Source organism: Neohoeflea coraliihabitans (genome assembly GCF_019334345.1).
Classification (GTDB): Bacteria; Pseudomonadota; Alphaproteobacteria; order Rhizobiales; family Rhizobiaceae; genus Pseudohoeflea; species Pseudohoeflea coraliihabitans.
This window is the reverse complement of the sequence record NZ_JAHWQX010000007.1, coordinates 1-18,980: the sequence shown is the minus strand read 5'-3', so window position 1 is coordinate 18,980 and position 18,980 is coordinate 1. Positions and strand designations below refer to the sequence as shown.

At 61.5% G+C, this 18,980-nt stretch carries 16 protein-coding genes and 1 tRNA gene; 3 read left to right on the top strand and 14 right to left on the bottom strand.

What is annotated here, in order from left to right; translation table 11 throughout:
• The 4 genes from KY465_RS18215 to rpsL all read right to left on the bottom strand — a co-directional run.
• Positions 1–116: GTP-binding protein (locus KY465_RS18215; RefSeq protein ID WP_219203550.1), on the bottom strand; the 116-nt coding region annotated here is incomplete at its 3' end.
• A gap of 94 nt (positions 117–210) precedes the next feature.
• A complete protein-coding gene (fusA, locus tag KY465_RS18210) occupies positions 211–2,301 on the bottom strand; it encodes an elongation factor G (RefSeq protein ID WP_219203547.1) in 2,091 nt (696 codons plus the stop codon).
• A gap of 29 nt (positions 2,302–2,330) precedes the next feature.
• Positions 2,331–2,801: a 30S ribosomal protein S7 gene (rpsG, locus tag KY465_RS18205; RefSeq protein ID WP_219203546.1), complete on the bottom strand. Its 471-nt coding sequence runs from the start codon at positions 2,799–2,801 to the stop codon at positions 2,331–2,333.
• A gap of 60 nt (positions 2,802–2,861) precedes the next feature.
• On the bottom strand, positions 2,862–3,233 hold the full coding sequence (rpsL, locus tag KY465_RS18200; protein ID WP_047030256.1) for a 30S ribosomal protein S12: 372 nt from the start codon (positions 3,231–3,233) through the stop codon (positions 2,862–2,864).
• 568 nt (positions 3,234–3,801) lie between these two features.
• Between rpsL and KY465_RS18195 the strand changes: the two genes are divergently transcribed.
• The gene (locus tag KY465_RS18195) at positions 3,802–4,128 is read left to right on the top strand and encodes a transcriptional regulator (protein ID WP_255561821.1); all 327 of its coding nucleotides are present in this window, start codon (positions 3,802–3,804) and stop codon (positions 4,126–4,128) included.
• A 177-nt stretch (positions 4,129–4,305) separates the two neighbouring features.
• Positions 4,306–5,511 carry a GAF domain-containing sensor histidine kinase gene (locus KY465_RS18190; protein WP_346432670.1) on the top strand — a complete coding sequence of 402 codons (1,206 nt, stop codon included), beginning with the start codon at positions 4,306–4,308 and terminating at the stop codon, positions 5,509–5,511.
• A gap of 150 nt (positions 5,512–5,661) precedes the next feature.
• On the opposite strand, the gene rpoC is transcribed toward KY465_RS18190, so the two are convergent.
• The 9 genes from rpoC to KY465_RS18145 form a co-directional block, all read right to left on the bottom strand.
• Positions 5,662–9,870 carry a DNA-directed RNA polymerase subunit beta' gene (rpoC, locus tag KY465_RS18185; protein ID WP_219203545.1) on the bottom strand — a complete coding sequence of 1,403 codons (4,209 nt, stop codon included), beginning with the start codon at positions 9,868–9,870 and terminating at the stop codon, positions 5,662–5,664.
• Positions 9,871–10,041: 171 nt separating this feature from the next.
• Positions 10,042–14,184 (bottom strand): DNA-directed RNA polymerase subunit beta, encoded by a 4,143-nt coding sequence (rpoB, locus tag KY465_RS18180; RefSeq protein WP_219203544.1) that lies wholly within the window; start codon positions 14,182–14,184, stop codon positions 10,042–10,044.
• A gap of 184 nt (positions 14,185–14,368) precedes the next feature.
• Positions 14,369–14,746, bottom strand: coding sequence for a 50S ribosomal protein L7/L12 (gene rplL / locus KY465_RS18175; RefSeq protein ID WP_219203543.1), 378 nt, complete (start codon positions 14,744–14,746; stop codon positions 14,369–14,371).
• A gap of 62 nt (positions 14,747–14,808) precedes the next feature.
• Positions 14,809–15,327: a 50S ribosomal protein L10 gene (gene rplJ / locus KY465_RS18170; RefSeq protein ID WP_219203542.1), complete on the bottom strand. Its 519-nt coding sequence runs from the start codon at positions 15,325–15,327 to the stop codon at positions 14,809–14,811.
• 339 nt (positions 15,328–15,666) lie between these two features.
• Positions 15,667–16,365 carry a 50S ribosomal protein L1 gene (rplA, locus tag KY465_RS18165; protein WP_219203541.1) on the bottom strand — a complete coding sequence of 233 codons (699 nt, stop codon included), beginning with the start codon at positions 16,363–16,365 and terminating at the stop codon, positions 15,667–15,669.
• A 4-nt stretch (positions 16,366–16,369) separates the two neighbouring features.
• Positions 16,370–16,798: a 50S ribosomal protein L11 gene (gene rplK, locus KY465_RS18160; RefSeq protein ID WP_219203540.1), complete on the bottom strand. Its 429-nt coding sequence runs from the start codon at positions 16,796–16,798 to the stop codon at positions 16,370–16,372.
• 187 nt (positions 16,799–16,985) lie between these two features.
• A complete protein-coding gene (gene nusG / locus KY465_RS18155) occupies positions 16,986–17,516 on the bottom strand; it encodes a transcription termination/antitermination protein NusG (RefSeq protein WP_219203539.1) in 531 nt (176 codons plus the stop codon).
• A gap of 16 nt (positions 17,517–17,532) precedes the next feature.
• Positions 17,533–17,733 carry a preprotein translocase subunit SecE gene (gene secE / locus KY465_RS18150; protein WP_219203538.1) on the bottom strand — a complete coding sequence of 67 codons (201 nt, stop codon included), beginning with the start codon at positions 17,731–17,733 and terminating at the stop codon, positions 17,533–17,535.
• A gap of 206 nt (positions 17,734–17,939) precedes the next feature.
• Positions 17,940–18,015: transfer RNA gene (locus KY465_RS18145), tRNA-Trp, on the bottom strand.
• A gap of 271 nt (positions 18,016–18,286) precedes the next feature.
• On the opposite strand from KY465_RS18145, the gene KY465_RS18140 reads away from it, so the two are divergent.
• The gene (locus KY465_RS18140; RefSeq protein WP_219203537.1) at positions 18,287–18,613 is read left to right on the top strand and encodes a hypothetical protein; all 327 of its coding nucleotides are present in this window, start codon (positions 18,287–18,289) and stop codon (positions 18,611–18,613) included.
• Between the two features lie 217 nt (positions 18,614–18,830).
• On the opposite strand, the gene KY465_RS18135 is transcribed toward KY465_RS18140, so the two are convergent.
• On the bottom strand, positions 18,831–18,980 hold a 150-nt coding region (locus KY465_RS18135; RefSeq protein WP_487353258.1), incomplete at its 5' end, for an EF-Tu C-terminal domain-related protein.

The window sequence follows — 18,980 nt, the reverse complement described above, 5'->3', positions numbered from 1 at the left end:
AAATCACCGAAATACTTGGTGATCGCTGCCGTCAAAGACGTCTTGCCGTGGTCAACGTGACCAATCGTGCCGATGTTTACGTGCGGCTTGTTGCGCTCAAACTTGCCTTTTGCCATGTCCGGCTCTCCATTTTCGTGTCGCCCGCATGGGCGAAATTTCCAATTATCTCAGGCGCGCCGGAGCATTGCGTCCGGCGGCCAATCGGCTTGATCAGGCGTATTTGGCCTGGATTTCCTGGGCGACGTTCGAAGGAACGGGCGCGTAGTGATCGAAGACCATCGAATACTGGGCGCGGCCCTGCGACATCGAGCGCAGTGAGTCCACATATTTGAACATGTTGGCCAGCGGCACGTGGGCGTCGACGACGACGGCGATGCCGCGCATTTCCTGGCCCTGGATCTGGCCACGCCGCGAATTCAGATCGCCGATGACATCGCCGACATAATCCTCAGGCGTCACAACCTCGACCTTCATGATCGGCTCGAGCAATTGCGGGCCCATCATCTTGGCGTTGTCGCGGAAGCAGGCGCGACCGGCGATTTCGAAGGCCAGCACGCTGGAGTCGACGTCGTGGTAGGCACCATCAACGAGGGTCGCCTTGACGCCGAGCATCGGGAAGCCGGCAATCGGACCCGAACCCATGACGCTCTGCAGGCCCTTCTGGACACCGGGGATGTATTCCTTCGGCACCGAACCGCCAACGATCTTCGATTCGAACGACAGCGTTTCCGATTCCGGATCCGGCTCGAAGACGATCTTGACGCGGGCGAACTGACCCGAACCACCCGACTGCTTCTTGTGGGTGTAGTCGGCTTCGTAGGACTTGGTGATCGATTCGCGGTAAGCCACCTGCGGCGCGCCGACATTGGCCTCGACCTTGAACTCGCGGCGCATGCGGTCGACGATGATGTCGAGGTGCAATTCACCCATGCCGGCGATGATCGTCTGGCCGGATTCCTCGTCGGACTTGACGCGGAACGAAGGATCTTCAGCGGCCAGGCGGTTGAGCGCGATGCCCATCTTCTCCTGGTCGGCCTTGGTCTTCGGCTCGATGGCGATCTGGATCACCGGATCGGGGAATTCCATGCGCTCGAGAATGACCGGCTTGAGCGGATCACACAGCGTATCACCGGTGGTGGTTTCCTTCAGGCCGGCGAGCGCAACGATGTCACCGGCATAGGCGACGTCGATGTCCTCACGCGAGTTGGAATGCATCTGCAGCATGCGGCCGATGCGCTCGCGCTTTTCCTTGACCGTGTTGAGGACCGACGAGCCCTTTTCGATCTTGCCCGAATAGATGCGCGCAAAGGTCAGCGAACCGACGAACGGGTCGTTCATGATCTTGAAGGCGAGCATGGCGAGCGGCTCGTCATCATGCGCCTTGCGCTTGATCGGCTCCTCGGTCTTCAGGTCCAGACCCTTGATGGCCGGAATGTCGACCGGCGACGGCAGGTAGTCGACGACGGCGTCGAGCAGCGGCTGCACGCCCTTGTTCTTGAAGGCCGAGCCACAGAACATCGGGAAGAACTTGACGTCGATGGTGCCCTTGCGGATCAGCGCGCGCAGCTCGTCATTCTCGGGCATTTCGCCTTCGAGATAGCGCTCCATGGCGCCCTCATCGATGTCGACAACGGTCTCGATCAGAAGTTCGCGGTACTCTTCCGCCTTCTCCTTCAGGTCGTCCGGGATCTCGACGATGTCCCACTTGGCGCCGAGCGACTCGTCGCGCCAGACATAGGCCTTCATCTCGATGAGGTCGACAACGCCGGCGAAATCGCTTTCAGCGCCGATCGGCAGCTGCATGACAACCGGGGTCGCACCAAGGCGCGACTTGACCATCGACACCGAGCGATAGAAATCGGCACCGATCTTGTCCATCTTGTTGCAGAAGATCATCCGCGGGACTTCGTACTTGTCAGCCTGGCGCCAGACCGTTTCGGTCTGCGGCTCGACACCGGCATTGGCGTCAAGCAGCGCGATGGCGCCGTCGAGCACGCGCAGCGACCGCTCGACTTCGATGGTGAAGTCAACGTGGCCGGGGGTGTCAATGATGTTGAAGCGGCGCTTCTTGCCGTCGCGGCCTTCCCAGAACGTGGTGGTGGCGGCGGAGGTGATGGTGATACCGCGCTCCTGCTCCTGCTCCATCCAGTCCATCGTCGCAGCGCCGTCGTGCACTTCGCCGATCTTGTGCGACTTGCCAGTGTAGAACAGAACGCGCTCGGTGGTCGTGGTCTTGCCGGCGTCGATATGCGCCATGATTCCGAAGTTGCGGTAATCTTCGATTGCGTATTCGCGGGCCATTGTGGTCTGCCTTTCGAAAGCTTTTTGGATTACCAGCGGTAATGCGAGAAGGCGCGGTTGGCGTCGGCCATCTTGTGCGTGTCTTCGCGCTTCTTGACCGCCGAGCCGCGATTGTTGGCGGCATCCATGAGTTCGCCGGAGAGGCGCTCGATCATGGTGGTCTCGTTGCGCTTGCGGGCGGCGGCGATCAGCCAGCGGATGGCCAGCGCCTGGCGACGCTCGGGACGCACATCGACCGGCACCTGGTAGGTGGCACCACCGACGCGGCGCGAACGCACTTCAACATGCGGAGCGACATTGTCGAGGGCCTGGTGAAACATGGCCACCGGCTCCTGCTTGGCCCGCTCCTGAACCTGGTCCAGGGCACCGTAAACGATGCGTTCGGCGGCGGCCTTCTTGCCGTCCAACATGATGGCGTTCATGAACTTGGTGATGATCAGGTCGCCGAACTTCGGGTCCGGGTTGATCTCACGCTTTTCTGCGCTGTGACGTCGTGACATGCGTTTGGTCTCTCAACTGATGATCACAAAGCCGGGCTGGTTCCCCACCCCGGCATCAGATTATTTCGGACGCTTGGCGCCATATTTGGAACGGCGCTGCTTGCGGTTCTTGACGCCCTGGGTGTCAAGCACGCCACGAATGACGTGATAGCGGACACCCGGAAGGTCCTTGACGCGGCCGCCACGGATCATGACGACGGAGTGTTCCTGAAGGTTGTGGCCTTCACCGGGAATGTAGCCGATCACTTCAAAGCCATTGGTCAGGCGAATCTTGGCAACCTTGCGGAGAGCCGAGTTCGGCTTCTTCGGGGTCGTCGTGTAGACACGCGTGCACACACCGCGCTTCTGCGGGTTCTGCTCCAGGGCCGGGACCTTGTTACGCTTCACCGGCGCCTGGCGCGGTTTGCGGATCAACTGGTTTACAGTAGGCATTCTGCCATCCCTTTAGAAATCTCGTTTGCGCCCATGCGGGCCTTGTAACCGATCACTCAATGCGCAAAAGACGGGCCTGATCCGTTCGCCGGAGGGCCCGAAAGAGCAGAGGACGCGGTCAGCCGCATCGTGCGTGCAACATTTTCATTCGCGGTGTTGGAAACCTTGTTTGAGACAAATTCCAGTGCTTGTCGCTCCGGAGAATTGCGCCTCACATCGATTTCAGTGGCCGCTACGTACTGATTTGACCCGGCTTCGTCAAGCCCGGCAGCGAAATTAAGCCGCCCGACCGGGGCAATGCTGCCGCGCCGGGATATGCTGAGGCGATCCGCGACAGATTGTTGCGTCGATACCGGCCAAACAGGCCGTCCCGTTTCGCATTTTCCTTTGCAGCCCCGTGCCGGGCGGGCAGCGGCGCGAATCGGCTGCAAATGGCTGGTCTTGCAGGGGCGGTGCACTTGACCCGGACACCGGTCGGGTGACACACAGCGGCAGCACAAGAGCGGAGCGCCGTGGCGCGGGAAAATGATTGCCCAGCGGGCGGCAAAACCTGCAAGAGGATTTCTCGATGGCTGATGATGACGATTTCGATGCCGGTTCCCCGGCGATTCCCCCCTGGCCCGAGGATGACGGCACGGAAGCCAGCGTGTTCATCATCATTGGCCAGGTCACCAAACGGCCGGACGGGCCGAAGGCGACCGTGCACGTGATGCTGAAGGCACCGGATGAGGATTCGGCGGTGCGCGAAACGCTGAACGCCTTGGCGCGGGAAGGCTTCGCGGAGGCGGAGCTCGACCAGATCGGCCTTCTCGAAGGCATGCCGGACGAAGAGCCGCACGCTTCCGCCTATGAAGGCGTCATCGAAGGTGAAGTGGCCGTCATCACTTTTGACTGAAGGCTGGCGGCTGAGGGTTGGCGACTTCGCGACGCCTCTCGATCGCTTCGTCCGATCTGCCCTCCAGTTTCGTTGCCCGAAAGGTGCGGCGTGCCCAACGCGGCGTTTCTTGCCTTTAGAGGGTGAAAGGTCTTTAATTGTCGCAGTAATCGGGTGGCGTGACTTGGGATACTCACAGTGAATGTGCTTCAGAGCGAGACGAAGGCGGCGCATGATTTCCAGTCGGACATCGAAGCGATCGCGGATATCGCGGCGGTTCCAACAATTCTGCAGGTGATCTGCCGAACCACGGGGATGGGATTCGCAGCTGTTGCCCGGGTCACCGACGAGCGGTGGGTGGCCTGTTCGGTCAAGGACGATATCGGCTTCGGCCTCAAAGTTGGCGGCGAGTTGCCGATCGAAACGACATTTTGCAATCAGATCCGCCAGAGCGGCGTCGAAGTGGTGATCGACGACGTCGACAACGAGTCCGACTATCGCGCCCACCCTATTCCGCAGCAATATGGTTTCAAGAGCTATATCTCCCTGCCAATCCGCCGCCAGGACGGCAGTTTCTTCGGCACCTTGTGTGCCATCGATCCGGATCCGGCGCGGGTGCGCAATGCCGAGACGATCGACATGTTCAAGATGTTCGCCGCGATGATCTCGCTGCAGCTCGACGTCGGCGAACGCGTGACACGGACCGAGCGGGCGCTTGTCGAGGAGCGCACTGTGGGCAAGTGGCGCGAACAGTTCATCGCCGTCCTGACGCATGATCTGCGCAACCCGCTCGCCTCCTTCGGGGCCGGCACCAAAATGCTCGGACGCATGGTCGAGGATCCGAAGGGCAAGCAGATCCTGTCCCTGATGAATGGCAGCGTCGTGCGCATGGGCAATCTGATCGACAATGTGCTTGATCTGGCGCGCGCCAGTTTCGGCGGCGGCATCAATGTCGAAATCAGCGAAGGCCAGCCGCTGGCGCCGGTGCTCGGACAGGTGGTCGCCGAACTCGCCAGCACGCATCCGGATCATCAGATCGAGACCGCAATCGACATCGACAGGCCGGTTCCGGTCGATAATCAGCGTATCGGACAGGTGTTGTCGAACCTGCTCGCCAACGCATTGACGCATGGTGATCCCGCTGAACCGATCAGGGTCGAGGCGCGGGCTGACGATTCGCGTTTCGAATTGGCGGTGAGCAACGCCGGGGCGCCGATCCCCGAGGAGCTGCGCTCCAATCTGTTCGAACCCTATTTCGGCACGAATTCAAAGGGGCCGCAAAGCGGTCTCGGACTTGGACTGTACATCGCCTCGGAAATCGCCCGGGCGCATGGCGCGGAGCTGGACCTGTCGTCCGACGACAGGGAGACCCGGTTCACATTCCTGCTGCCGATCGCGGACTGAACCCGGTTCAGGAGCCCGTGACCCGGCAGCTACGCGATGCATCTTGCCGCACGTCCCCTCCCCGGCCCTGATTCCATTGCACAAAGAAAAGCCGCCCCGAAGGGCGGCTTTTGCATTTGGTGAAGCTGACGGATCAGGAGAACACGGCCCTTACTCGGCCGGTTCGCCGCCACCAGCGAGGTTTTCCAGCATCGGGCTGGCCTCTTCGGCGCCCGATGAGCGGCGACGCTCGTCGAGGATCAGATCGTCACGCGAATTGGCAATGCGACGGATCTGGTTCATCTGGCTGCCGGTGCCGACCGGCACGAGACGACCGACGATGACGTTCTCCTTCAGGCCCTGCAATGTGTCGACCTTGCCGGCCACAGCCGCCTCGGTAAGCACCTTGGTGGTCTCCTGGAACGAGGCCGCCGAGAAGAAGGACGGCGTCTGCAGCGAAGCCTTGGTGATGCCCAGCAGAACCGGCGTGCCATCGGCCGGCGCGCGGCCTTCCTCGGCAAGACGGTCGTTGACCTTCCTCAGCTCGATCGCATCGACATTGTCACCGACGATATAGCCGGAATCGCCGGATTCGGTGATCTCGACCTTCTGCAGCATCTGACGCACGATGACTTCGATGTGCTTGTCGTTGATGAGAACGCCCTGCAGCCGGTAGACCTCCTGGATCTCGTTGACCAGGTACGAGGCCAGAGCCTCGACGCCCTTGATCGCCAGGATGTCATGCGGTGCCGGATTGCCATCGAGAATGTAGTCGCCCTTCTCGATGTAGTCGCCATCCTGAAGATGGAACGGCTTGCCCTTCGGAATCAGGTATTCCGTCGGCTCGACGCCATCTTCTGCAGGTTCGATCGAAACCCGGCGCTTGTTCTTGTAGTCGCGTCCGAGGCGGATGGTGCCATCGATCTCGGCGATGATGGCGTGATCCTTCGGCTTGCGCGCTTCGAACAGTTCGGCAACACGCGGCAGACCACCGGTGATGTCCTTGGTCTTGGCGCTTTCCAGCGGCACACGTGCGAGCACGTCGCCCTGGCTGACCTTGGCCCCCGGCTCGACCGACAGAATGGCGTCGACCGAAAGCATGAAGCGGGCATCGGTGCCGCGCGCCAGACGGACGATCTCGCCGTCTTCGCCCTTGATGACGATGGCCGGATGCAGATCGGTGCCGCGCGGCGTCGACCGCCAGTCGATGACCTGGCGCTTGGTGATGCCGGTGGCTTCATCGGCGGCCTCGGTGACGGTCACGCCATCAATGACATCCTCGAACTCCACCGTACCCGAGACTTCCGTCATCATCGGGCGGGTGTAGGGATCCCACTCGGCCAGACGCTGGCCGCGCTTGACCGTATCGCCATCATCGACAAACAGCTTGGAGCCGTAAGCGACGCGCTGCGAGGAACGCTCGTCCCCCTTCTCGTCCAGGATCTGAACAGCCATGTTGCGGCCCATGGCAACGAGATTGCCATCGGAATTGCGCAGCACATTGCGGTTCTTGATCAGCACCTTGCCCTCGTAGGAGGCTTCAAGGAACGACTGGTCGACCACGGTGGCGGCGCCGCCCAGGTGGAAGGTGCGCATGGTCAGCTGGGTGCCCGGCTCACCGATCGACTGCGCGGCAATGACGCCGACAGCCTCACCCTGGTTGACCGGCGTGCCGCGGGCCAGATCGCGGCCGTAGCAGGCGGCACAGATGCCGGTCTGGATCTCACAGGTCAGCGGCGAACGGATCCGAACGGCCTGGATGCCGGCATCCTCGATGCGCGCCACCTGCTGCTCGTCGATCATCTCACCGGCCGTGACGATGACCTCGTCGCTGGTCGGGTGGTTGATGTCGTCGAGCGCGGTGCGCCCGAGAATGCGCTGACCGATCGAGGCGACGACCTGGCCGGCATCGACGATGGCGGTCATGGTCAGGCCCTTCTCGGTGCCGCAATCGACGGAATTGACAATGCAATCCTGAGCGACATCGACAAGGCGGCGGGTCAGATAGCCGGAGTTGGCCGTCTTCAGCGCCGTATCGGCCAGGCCCTTACGGGCACCGTGCGTCGAGTTGAAGTACTCGTTCACGGTCAGGCCTTCCTTGAAGTTCGAGATGATCGGCGTCTCGATGATCTCGCCGGACGGCTTGGCCATCAGGCCGCGCATGCCGCCGAGCTGACGCATCTGGCTGGGCGAACCACGGGCGCCGGAGTGGCTCATCATGTAGATCGAGTTCATCGGCTTCTGCCGGCCGGTTTCCTTGTCGAACTCGACCGCCTTGATGCGCGCCATCATTTCGTCGGCCACCTTCTCGGTGGCCTTGCCCCAGGCGTCGACGACCTTGTTGTACTTCTCGCCCTGAGTGATCAGGCCTTCGTTGTACTGCTGCTCGTATTCCTTGACCATCGCATCGGTGTCGGAAACGATCTTCGCCTTGGCGGCCGGGATCACCATGTCGTCCTTGCCGAACGAAATGCCGGCGCGGCAGGCATGGCCGAAGCCGAGCTGCATGATGCGGTCACAGAAGATGACCGTGTCCTTCTGACCGCAATGGCGGTAGACGGTGTCGATCATGCGGGAGATGTTCTTCTTGGTCATCTCCGTGTTGCAGGTCTCGAACGGCACCTTGACGTTCTTCGGCAGCAGTTCGCCGATCAGCATGCGGCCAGGCGTGGTCTCATGGATCTCGCTGACCTCGTTGCCATCGGCATCGACGGTCTTGAAGCGGCCCTTGACCTTCGAATGCAGGGTCACGACCTTGCTTTCGAGCGCATGGTGCAACTCGCCAAGATCGGAGAACACCATCCCCTCGCCCGGCTCGTTTTCGTTCATGATCGACAGATAATACAGACCCAGCACCATGTCCTGCGACGGGACGATGATCGGCGCGCCGTTGGCCGGATGCAGGATGTTATTGGTCGACATCATCAGAACGCGTGCTTCAAGCTGTGCTTCGAGCGACAGCGGCACGTGAACGGCCATCTGGTCGCCGTCGAAGTCGGCGTTGAAGGCGGTGCAGACGAGCGGATGCAGCTGGATGGCCTTGCCCTCGACGAGCACCGGCTCAAAGGCCTGGATGCCGAGGCGGTGCAAGGTCGGCGCACGGTTGAGCAGGACTGGATGCTCGCGGATGACCTCGTCGAGGATATCCCAGACTTCCGGCTTTTCCTTCTCGACCAGCTTCTTGGCCTGCTTGACGGTCGAGGAGTAGCCCTTGGCGTCAAGACGGGCGTAGATGAACGGCTTGAACAGTTCGAGCGCCATCTTCTTGGGCAGGCCGCACTGGTGCAGCTTCAGTTCCGGACCGGTCACGATGACCGAACGGCCGGAATAGTCGACGCGCTTGCCGAGCAGGTTCTGGCGGAAACGGCCCTGCTTGCCCTTGAGCATGTCGGAGAGCGACTTCAGCGGACGCTTGTTGGCGCCGGTGATGACACGGCCGCGACGACCGTTGTCGAACAGCGCGTCAACGGCTTCCTGCAGCATCCGCTTCTCGTTGCGGATGATGATGCCCGGCGCGCGCAGTTCGATCAGCCGCTTGAGGCGGTTGTTGCGGTTGATGACGCGGCGGTAGAGATCATTGAGATCGGATGTGGCAAAGCGGCCGCCATCGAGCGGCACGAGCGGACGCAGATCCGGCGGGATCACCGGGATCACCTTCATGATCATCCACTCGGGACGGTTGCCCGATTCCAGGAAGTTCTCGACGATCTTCAGGCGCTTCATCAGCTTCTTCTGCTTCAGATCCGAAGTGGTGGTGGCCAGTTCGGTGCGCAGTTCGCCGGCGATCTTCTCGAGATCCATGCCGGCCAGAAGTTCGAAGATCGCTTCCGCACCGATCATCGCGGTGAAGGAGTCCTCGCCGAATTCATCGACGGCGATCATGAAATCCTCTTCCGAAAGGAGCTGGTTCTCCTTCAGCGAGGTCAGGCCCGGTTCGGTGACGATGTAGTTCTCGAAATAGAGAACCCGCTCGATATCCTTCAGGGTCATGTCGAGCAGCGTGCCGATGCGCGAGGGCAGCGACTTGAGGAACCAGATATGGGCCACCGGGGCAGCCAGCTCGATGTGGCCCATGCGTTCGCGGCGCACGCGCGCGAGGGTGACCTCGACGCCGCACTTCTCGCAGATCACGCCCTTGTACTTCATGCGCTTGTACTTGCCGCACAAGCACTCGTAGTCCTTCATCGGACCGAAAATGCGCGAGCAGAACAGACCATCACGCTCGGGCTTGAACGTCCGGTAATTGATCGTTTCCGGCTTCTTGATCTCGCCGTAGGACCAGGAAAGGATCTTTTCGGGGCTGGCGATCGAAATCCGGATGGAATCGAAGTTCTGTGCCGGCGGATGGTTGTTGAAAAGGTTCATGACCTCATGGTTCATGCCTGTCTCCTTTACGGGCTATAAGCCCTGGCTTGGAGTGACGCCGGACAGACCCCGGCTACTGGGTCACTCCCAAAAAACTGATGCCGCCCTTGGCGGAAGTGCAGTGCTCCCCGGCACACTTGCGGGGAGAGCGACTGGCGCGGCCCCACCGGACCGCGCCTGTCTGTCTTACTCCGCAGCGTCGGGAAGCTGTTCGGCATCCTGGGCTTCGTCGTCCTTGAAGTTCTCAAGTTCGACATTGAGGCCGAGCGAACGCATTTCCTTGACCAGCACGTTGAAGCTCTCCGGAATGCCGGCCTCGAACGTGTCGTCGCCACGCACGATCGCCTCGTAGACCTTGGTGCGACCGGCCACGTCGTCCGATTTCACCGTCAGCATTTCCTGCAGCGTGTAGGCGGCGCCGTAGGCCTCGAGCGCCCAGACCTCCATCTCACCGAAGCGCTGGCCACCGAACTGCGCCTTGCCGCCGAGCGGCTGCTGGGTGACGAGCGAGTACGGTCCGATGGAACGGGCATGGATCTTGTCGTCCACCAGGTGGTTGAGCTTGAGCATGTAGATGTAGCCCACGGTCACCTGGCGGTCGAACTGTTCGCCCGTCCGTCCGTCATACAGCGTCGACTGACCCGACACGTCGAGACCGGCCTTTTCCAGCATCTCGTTGATGTCGGCCTCGACGGCACCGTCGAAGACGGGCGTGGCGATCGAGACGCCGCGCGTTGCCTGGTCCGCAAGACGGACCACCGAGTCATCATCGTACTGATCGATCGGGTCGCCCTTCGGACCGGTGCCGTAGACGCCGTCAAGCGTCTTGCGCAGCGGCTTGATGTCGCCGCCTTCCTGATAAGCCTCGAGCATCTCGCCGATCTGCTTGCCCATGCCGGCGCAGGCCCAGCCGAGATGCGTCTCGAGGATCTGACCGACATTCATGCGCGAGGGCACGCCGAGCGGGTTGAGAACGATGTCGACATGGGTGCCATCGTCAAGGAACGGCATGTCTTCGCACGGCAGAATGCGCGAGACGACACCCTTGTTGCCGTGACGGCCGGCCATCTTGTCGCCCGGCTGGATCTTGCGCTTCACGGCGACAAAGACCTTGACCATCTTCATGACGCCCGGCGGCAGTTCGTCGCCACGCTGAACCTTTTCGACCTTGTCCATGAAGCGCTGTTCGAGCAGCTTCTTGGAATCGTCGTACTGGCCGCGCAGCGCTTCGATCTCGCCCTGCGCCTTCTCGTCCTCGACGGCAAAGGTCCACCACTGAGAGCGCGGGAAGTCGCTGAGGACCTCGGGCGTCAATGTGGTGCCCTTCTTGTAGGACTTCGGACCGGCAACGGCGGCCTTGCCATCGAGCATGTCGGCAAGGCGGCCATAGACGTTGCGATCGAGGATCGCCTGTTCGTCATCGCGGTCCTTGGCGAGGCGTTCGATTTCCTCACGCTCGATCGCCATGGCGCGTTCGTCCTTTTCCACCCCGTGGCGGTTGAAGACGCGCACCTCAACGACGGTGCCGTAGGTCCCCGGCGGCATGCGCATCGAGGTGTCACGGACATCGGACGCCTTCTCGCCGAAGATGGCGCGGAGCAGTTTCTCCTCCGGCGTCATCGGGCTTTCGCCCTTCGGCGTGATCTTGCCGACGAGGATGTCGCCCGGCTGAACCTCGGCACCGATATAGACAATGCCGGCTTCATCGAGATTGCGCAGCGCTTCTTCCGACACGTTCGGAATGTCACGCGTGATCTCTTCCGGACCCAGCTTGGTGTCGCGGGCCATCACTTCGAACTCATCGATGTGGATCGAGGTGAAGACGTCATCGGAGACGATGCGCTCGGAGAGCAGGATCGAATCCTCGTAGTTGTAGCCATTCCAGGGCATGAAGGCGACCAGCACGTTGCGGCCGAGCGCCAGATCGCCGAGTTCCGTCGACGGGCCATCGGCGATGATGTCGCCCTTTTCGATGCGATCCCCGACGGTGACCAGCGGACGCTGGTTGACGCAGGTGTTCTGGTTCGAACGCTGGAACTTCTGCAGCCGGTAGATGTCAACGCCGGTTTTCGAGGCATCGATGTCCTCGGTGGCGCGAATGACGATACGCGTGGCATCGACCTGGTCGACGATGCCGCCGCGACGGGCCGCAATGGCCGCACCGGAATCGCGGGCCACCACCGGCTCCATGCCGGTGCCGACATAGGGCGCTTCGGCGCGCAGAAGCGGCACGGCCTGACGCTGCATGTTCGAGCCCATCAATGCGCGGTTGGCGTCGTCGTTCTCGAGGAACGGGATCAGGGCCGCAGCCACCGAGACGATCTGCTTGGGCGAAACGTCCATCAGGTCGATCTGTTCGCGCGGCGCCATCTCGACGTCGCCGGCATGCCGGCAGACAACGAATTCACTGACCAGCATGCCGTTTTCGTCCACCTCGGCATTGGCCTGGGCGGCGCGGTACTTGGCCTGCTCCATCGCCGACAGGTAGATCACCTCATCGGTGACCTTGCCTTCCTTGACGCGCCGGTACGGGCTTTCGATGAAGCCGTATTTGTTGACGCGCGCGAAGGTGGCGAGCGAGTTGATCAGTCCGATATTCGGACCTTCCGGCGTTTCGATCGGGCAGATGCGGCCGTAATGGGTCGGGTGCACGTCGCGCACTTCGAAGCCGGCGCGCTCACGCGTCAGACCGCCCGGTCCAAGCGCCGAAAGACGGCGCTTGTGGGTGATCTCGGAGAGCGGGTTGACCTGGTCCATGAACTGCGAGAGCTGCGAGGAGCCGAAGAATTCGCGCACCGCGGCAGCCGCCGGCTTGGCATTGATCAGATCCTGCGGCATCACCGTGTCGATCTCGATCGACGACATGCGTTCCTTGATGGCGCGCTCCATGCGCAGCAGACCAAGACGGTACTGGTTTTCCATCAATTCGCCGACGGAGCGGACACGGCGGTTGCCGAGATTGTCGATGTCGTCGATCTCGCCCTTGCCGTCGCGCAGGGCGACGAGGGTCTTGACGACAGCGATGATGTCCTCGCGGCGCAGCGTGCGCACGGTGTCTTCGGCATCGAGATCAAGACGCATGTTCATCTTGACGCGGCCAACGGCCGACAGGTCGTAGCGCTCTGGATCGAAGAACAGCGACTGGAACATGGCTTCAGCCGATTCCATGGTCGGCGGCTCGCCCGGACGCATGACACGGTAGATGTCGAACAGCGCATCCTGGCGGCTTTCGTTCTTGTCGGCAGCCAGGGTGTTGCGGATGTATCCGCCAATGTTGATGTGATCGATATCGAGAATCGGCACTTCGTCGTAGCCGCCCTCGGCGAGCAGCGGCAGCGTCTTTTCATCGATCTCGTCGCCGGCTTCGAGATAGACTTCGCCGGTGGCCGGATTGACGATGTCCTCGGCGAGGTAGGAGCCGTAAAGATCCTCATCGGTGGCCTTGATGGCCTTCAGACCCTTTTCCTCGAGCTGACGCAGCAGACGCGGGGTCAGCTTCTTGCCGGCCTCGACCACGACTTCACCGCTGTCGGCGTCGACGAGATCGGTCAGCGCCTTGGTGCCCTTCAGGGCATCCGGCTTGAAGGGGATGCGCCAGGTCTCGCCATCGCGGCTGTACATCGACTTGGTGTAGAAGGTCGAAAGGATTTCTTCGGCATCGAGGCCCAGCGCCATCAACAGCGAGGTCGCCGGAATCTTGCGGCGGCGGTCGATGCGCGCATGCACGATGTCCTTGGCGTCGAATTCGATGTCGAGCCAAGAGCCGCGATAGGGAATGACACGGGCGGCAAACAGAAGCTTGCCCGAGGAATGGCTCTTGCCCTTGTCGTGATCGAAGAAGACGCCGGGCGAACGGTGCATCTGCGAGACGATGACGCGCTCGGTGCCATTGACCACGAAGGTGCCGTTGTCGGTCATCAGGGGCATGTCGCCCATGTAGACGTTCTGCTCCTTGATGTCCTTGATCGACTTGGCGCCAGTGTCCTCGTCGATATCGAACACGATCAGGCGCAGCGTCACCTTGAGCGGCGCTGCGTAGGTCAGATCACGCTGACGGCATTCCTCGACATCGAATTTCGGCGCTTCGAATTCGTAGGAGACGAAGTCGAGCGTGGCGGCTCCGGTGAAGTCCGAGATCGGAAACACCGATTTGAAGACGGCCTGCAGGCCCTCGTCACCGCGCCCGCCTTCGGGCTCTTCAACCATGAGAAACTGGTCGTAGGAGGCTTTTTGAACCTCGATGAGGTTCGGCATCTCCGCGACTTCAGGAATTTTTCCAAAAAATTTGCGTACGCGCCTGCGACCGTTGAAAGACTGGGTCTGAGCCATCGTCGCTCCTTGTTCTATGCATCCGGGCCTGCGAGAGACGGAAACCGCTGGCCAGTCGGCTCCGCCTTATTGTCGGGGTCCCTTGGAACCCATTACCCAAGGCCGGGATTCCGGCCTTGGGTAATGGTTTCAACAGGGGTGCCGGATGGCGCACGCGGCGCCATCCGGACCGATGTGAAAGCTCTTACTTGAGCTCAACCTTGGCGCCTGCGTCCTCGAGCTTCTTCTTCAGCTCTTCGGCTTCGCCCTTCGAGATGGCTTCCTTGACAGCCTTCGGAGCGCTCTCGACGAGGTCCTTGGCTTCCTTCAGGCCAAGACCGGTGATGGCGCGGACTTCCTTGATGACGCCGATCTTGTTGGCGCCAGCTTCCGTCAGCATGACATCAAATTCGGTCTTCTCTTCGGCAGCAGCACCGGCATCGCCGGCACCGCCGGCAGCGGCAACAGCCACGGGAGCGGCAGCGGAAACGCCCCACTTTTCTTCGAGCATCTTGGACAGCTCAGCGGCTTCCATGACGGTGAGTGCAGAAAGGTCTTCGACGATTTTGGCGAGATCAGCCATTGTATAGTTCCTTTGTTTTCAGTTCGAACCGTTGGTTCAAGAGTGTGACAGCGAAGATCCGACTATGCGGCCTCGTCTTTCCGGGCATAGGCACCAATCACGCGGGCCACGGCACCGGCAGGTGCTGTGGTGATCTGCGCAATCCGCGTTGCCGGCGTGTTGATCATGCCGACAAGCTTCGCACGCAATTCATCGAGCGACGGCAGCGAGGCGAGCGCCGTAATACCGTCTGCATCGAGCGTGGTGGCTCCCATCGCTCCGCCAAGGACGACCAGCTGGGCGTTGGTCTTGGCGAAATCGACGACGATTTTCGGAGCGGTCACCGGATCATCGCTGTAGGCGATGAGCGTCTGACCGGAGAAGAGATCAGACATCCCTTCCGACTCCGTGCCCTGGAGAGCGATTTTGGCAAGGCGGTTCTTCGCGACCTTGACCGTTCCGCCGGCGCCACGCATCTTGGAACGAAGATCGTTCATTTGCGCTACCGACAGACCGGAATAGTGAGCCACGACAACCGAAGCGGAGCCTTTGAAGACTTCGTTCAGATCCGCGACGAATTCGCGTTTTTCCGCTCTATCCACTGCGTTTCTCCAATTGACAGGGGTTGGAAACCGCCCCCTGCCGGGTTTGCCTTTATGCCGCTCGAGGTTTCACGGAAACCGCAAGCGACGCTTGAGGATCCTGTCCCCTCGCACCGTTTCCGAAAGCTCGGAGGCGGCACAAGGCAAGCACGGTTCGAACCAAAAGGCGCAGCAAGGCGCGAATTCGGCTCTTACCCGTCTCATGCAGGCTGTGGTGATTAAGGCGAACCACCTGCAATCTCGGACAGGGTGTCCGGGTAGGCCCCGGACATTTTCCGGCCCAAGGGCCGGAAACTTGTTCGAAATCAGCGCCGTAGCGCTAATCTCTGAAAATCTGAATCAGGCGCCGCTGAGCGAAGCGAGATCGATCTTGACGCCCGGACCCATGGTCGAGGAAATCGCCACGCGCTTGAGGTAGTTGCCCTTGGCGCCGGCCGGCTTGGCCTTGACGACGGCGTCGGTGAAGGCGCGGATGTTTTCTTCCAGCGCTTGCGGCGTGAACGAGGCCTTGCCAACGCCCGCATGCACGATGCCGGCCTTCTCGACGCGGAACTCGACAGCGCCGCCCTTTGACGCCTGCACGGCGGCGGTGACATCCATCGTGACCGTGCCGACCTTCGGGTTCGGCATCATGCCGCGCGGGCCGAGCACCTTGCCGAGACGGCCGACGAGCGGCATCATGTCCGGTGTGGCGATGCAGCGATCGAAATCGATGGTGCCGCCCTGCACGGTTTCGACGAGCTCTTCGGCGCCGACAACATCGGCACCGGCAGCGCGGGCCTCATCGGCCTTGTCGCCACGCGCGAAAACGGCGACACGGACGGAACGCCCGGTGCCATTCGGCAAATTGACGACACCGCGTACCATCTGGTCGGCGTGGCGCGGGTCAACACCGAGATTCATCGCCACCTCGATGGTCTCATCGAACTTGGCGGTGGCGCGATCCTTGACCATGCCGACGGCCTTGGGCAAATCATAGAGTTCGGTCGGGTCGATACCGTCACGAACCTGCTGCTGACGCTTTGCAATCTTGGCCATGACCTTAACCCTTCACTTCCAGGCCCATGGAACGGGCGGAGCCGGCAACCATGGCCATTGCGCCGTCGATATCGGCGGCGTTGAGATCCTTCATCTTCGCTTCGGCGATTTCACGCACCTGGGCGCTGGTCACCGAGCCTGCCGTTTCCTTGCCCGGAGTCTTCGAGCCGGACTTCAGCTTGGCATGCTTCTTGAGCAGGAAGCTGACCGGCGGCTGCTTCATCGCGAAGGTGAAGGACTTGTCCTGGTAGTAGGTGATGACACAGGGAATGGGCATTCCCTTTTCCATCTCCTGCGTGGCGGCATTGAACGCCTTGCAGAATTCCATGATGTTGATGCCACGCTGACCAAGTGCCGGGCCGATGGGCGGCGAAGGATTCGCCGATCCCGACGGGACCTGCAGCTTGAGCTGGCCTGCAATTTTCTTAGCCATACTTCTCTGCCTTTCGATGCGGCAGCGGACGGGCCACTGCGCGCGTGCCGGATGACCGGCGGCTGCGGTTGCGTGGTGCGGGCCGAGACGGCACGGCTGGTGCCGCTTCCCTCCCACGCGGTTGATGCCGTCACGCCAGACGCAACGGCACGGCCCGCCGGACCCTCAGGTCCGTCGGGCAAAAAAATCAGACCTTTTCGACCTGACCGTATTCAAGCTCCACCGGCGTGGCGCGACCGAAGATCGAGACCTCCACCTTGAGGCGCGACCGCTCTTCGTCGACTTCCTGCACGGTGCCGTTGAACGAGGCAAACGGTCCGTCGGAGACGCGGATCTGCTCGCCGATCTCGAAGGAGATCGACGGCTTCGGACGCTCGACGCCTTCCTGAACCTGGGTGAGGATGCGTTCGGCCTCGCTGTCGGGAATCGGCACCGGCTTGGAATCACTGCCGAGAAAGCCGGTGACCTTCGGCGTGTTCTTGATCAGGTGAAAGGCTTCGTCCGTCAGTTCGGCGCGCACCAGGACATAGCCCGGGAAAAACTTGCGCTCGGCGTCGACCTTGCGGCCACGGCGCATCTCGACGACCTTCTCGGTCGGCACGAGGATCTTCTCGAACAGATGGCTGAGGCCCTTCTGGCGCGCCTTCTCCTCGATCGATTCGGCCACCTTCTTCTCGAAATTCGAGTAGGCGTGGACAATGTACCAGCGTGCAGTCATTTCAATTTCCCCGCGTTCAGGCGCCGACGCTCAAGACCATCGAGATCACCCAGCCGATAAGCTGGTCCGCTGCGAAAAAGAAAATCGCCGCCAGGAACACCATGATAAAGACCATAAGGGTCGAAATCATGGTCTCGCGCCGGGATGGCCACGTCACTTTGGCCGTTTCAGCGCGCACCTGCTGAAGAAAGGTAAACGGATTTGTCTTGGATGCCATCGTCTGCCCACGCTTGTACGGCGCGTAAAGCCGACTGTCCAGCCCCACGCACCGCGTGTCTGATTGTGCCTACATAAAGACCGATTCCCTTTTTTACAAGAGGGAAAAGAATCTCCAGGAGCCTTGCACGGTTTACGGGTGATCACCCTTGATCACCGTAGGCCGTCACGAATGCGGCGCTGCCAGGCCGGCGGATATGCCGATGGTGGCAGGGGCAGCAGGGTTCGAACCCGCGACCTGCGGTTTTGGAGACCGCCGCTCTACCAACTGAGCTATACCCCTTCGTCGCGGGCGGGTTCTAGTACGCCGCACCGGTCTTGTCCAGAGGAAAAGGCGTCGCCATTGGCCCGTTGCGCCGCGCTTGAAAAATGGGGGGCAAAAGCGCCTCTTTCAAGGCGGCGGCGCGGGCCTCCGGCGTCCGCACCCAGCTGGCGGAAGGCGAATCGGGGGAGAGGGAGCGGGCAATATCACCGATTGTCACGAAGCGTGAGGGAACAAAGCAGCGGCAAGTCCATTTTCCCTGCATCTATCGACGTGACAAAGGAGAACTGAGATGGCTAACACTGCACCGCATGACACTCATCCTGCCGATCCCGCAACGCGCGGACGCGACACGGTTGTCGTCAGCGACACCGGTCGGGGTAATGCCGGCGCATGGGTGTTCGGAATTGTTCTGGCACTTCTGGCGGCTTTCGCGATCTGGTATTTCGCCGCTTCCACCGACACCACCACCCCCAGCACCGTGAATATTGAAGGCTCGGCGGCGACATCCAGCGCCGAAACTCCGGCACCGGCAGCCGATGACGCTGCTCCCGCCGCTCCGGCCGCTGATGTTGCTCCGGCTGGCGATGCCGCACCGGCTGCAGACACCGCTCAGTAACAGGGCAGACGTCAGTTTAGTCTGACTATCGACAGGCGCGCTTCGGCTTTCCGAAGCGCGCTTTTTTGTGGCAGCCGGAGGTTGCGCAGCGGGACGAGCGGAGAGGCCAACTCCTCCCAGATGCCGCCCGACAAAAAACCCCGCGCAGAGCGCGGGGTTTTTGTCTTCAAGGGATAAGCCGTCGGCAGCCTGGCGCCATCGCCGGCTCCCTCCTCGCTTACTCGATGATGGAAGCGACGATGCCGGCGCCGACGGTACGGCCGCCTTCACGGATGGCGAAGCGCAGCTTCTCTTCCATGGCGATCGGCACGATCAGCGCCACATCGACCGTCACATTGTCGCCCGGCATCACCATCTCGGTGCCTTC

Coding starts and splice junctions, on each gene's coding strand:
- fusA (WP_219203547.1), bottom strand. CDS start 2,301: ATGGCCCGCGAATACGCAATCGAAGATTACCGCAACTTCGGAATCATG.
- rpsG (WP_219203546.1), bottom strand. CDS start 2,801: ATGTCACGACGTCACAGCGCAGAAAAGCGTGAGATCAACCCGGACCCG.
- rpsL (WP_047030256.1), bottom strand. CDS start 3,233: ATGCCTACTGTAAACCAGTTGATCCGCAAACCGCGCCAGGCGCCGGTG.
- KY465_RS18195 (WP_255561821.1), top strand. CDS start 3,802: ATGGCTGATGATGACGATTTCGATGCCGGTTCCCCGGCGATTCCCCCC.
- rpoC (WP_219203545.1), bottom strand. CDS start 9,870: ATGAACCATGAGGTCATGAACCTTTTCAACAACCATCCGCCGGCACAG.
- rpoB (WP_219203544.1), bottom strand. CDS start 14,184: ATGGCTCAGACCCAGTCTTTCAACGGTCGCAGGCGCGTACGCAAATTT.
- rplL (WP_219203543.1), bottom strand. CDS start 14,746: ATGGCTGATCTCGCCAAAATCGTCGAAGACCTTTCTGCACTCACCGTC.
- rplA (WP_219203541.1), bottom strand. CDS start 16,365: ATGGCCAAGATTGCAAAGCGTCAGCAGCAGGTTCGTGACGGTATCGAC.
- rplK (WP_219203540.1), bottom strand. CDS start 16,798: ATGGCTAAGAAAATTGCAGGCCAGCTCAAGCTGCAGGTCCCGTCGGGA.
- nusG (WP_219203539.1), bottom strand. CDS start 17,516: ATGACTGCACGCTGGTACATTGTCCACGCCTACTCGAATTTCGAGAAG.
- secE (WP_219203538.1), bottom strand. CDS start 17,733: ATGGCATCCAAGACAAATCCGTTTACCTTTCTTCAGCAGGTGCGCGCT.
- KY465_RS18140 (WP_219203537.1), top strand. CDS start 18,287: ATGGCTAACACTGCACCGCATGACACTCATCCTGCCGATCCCGCAACG.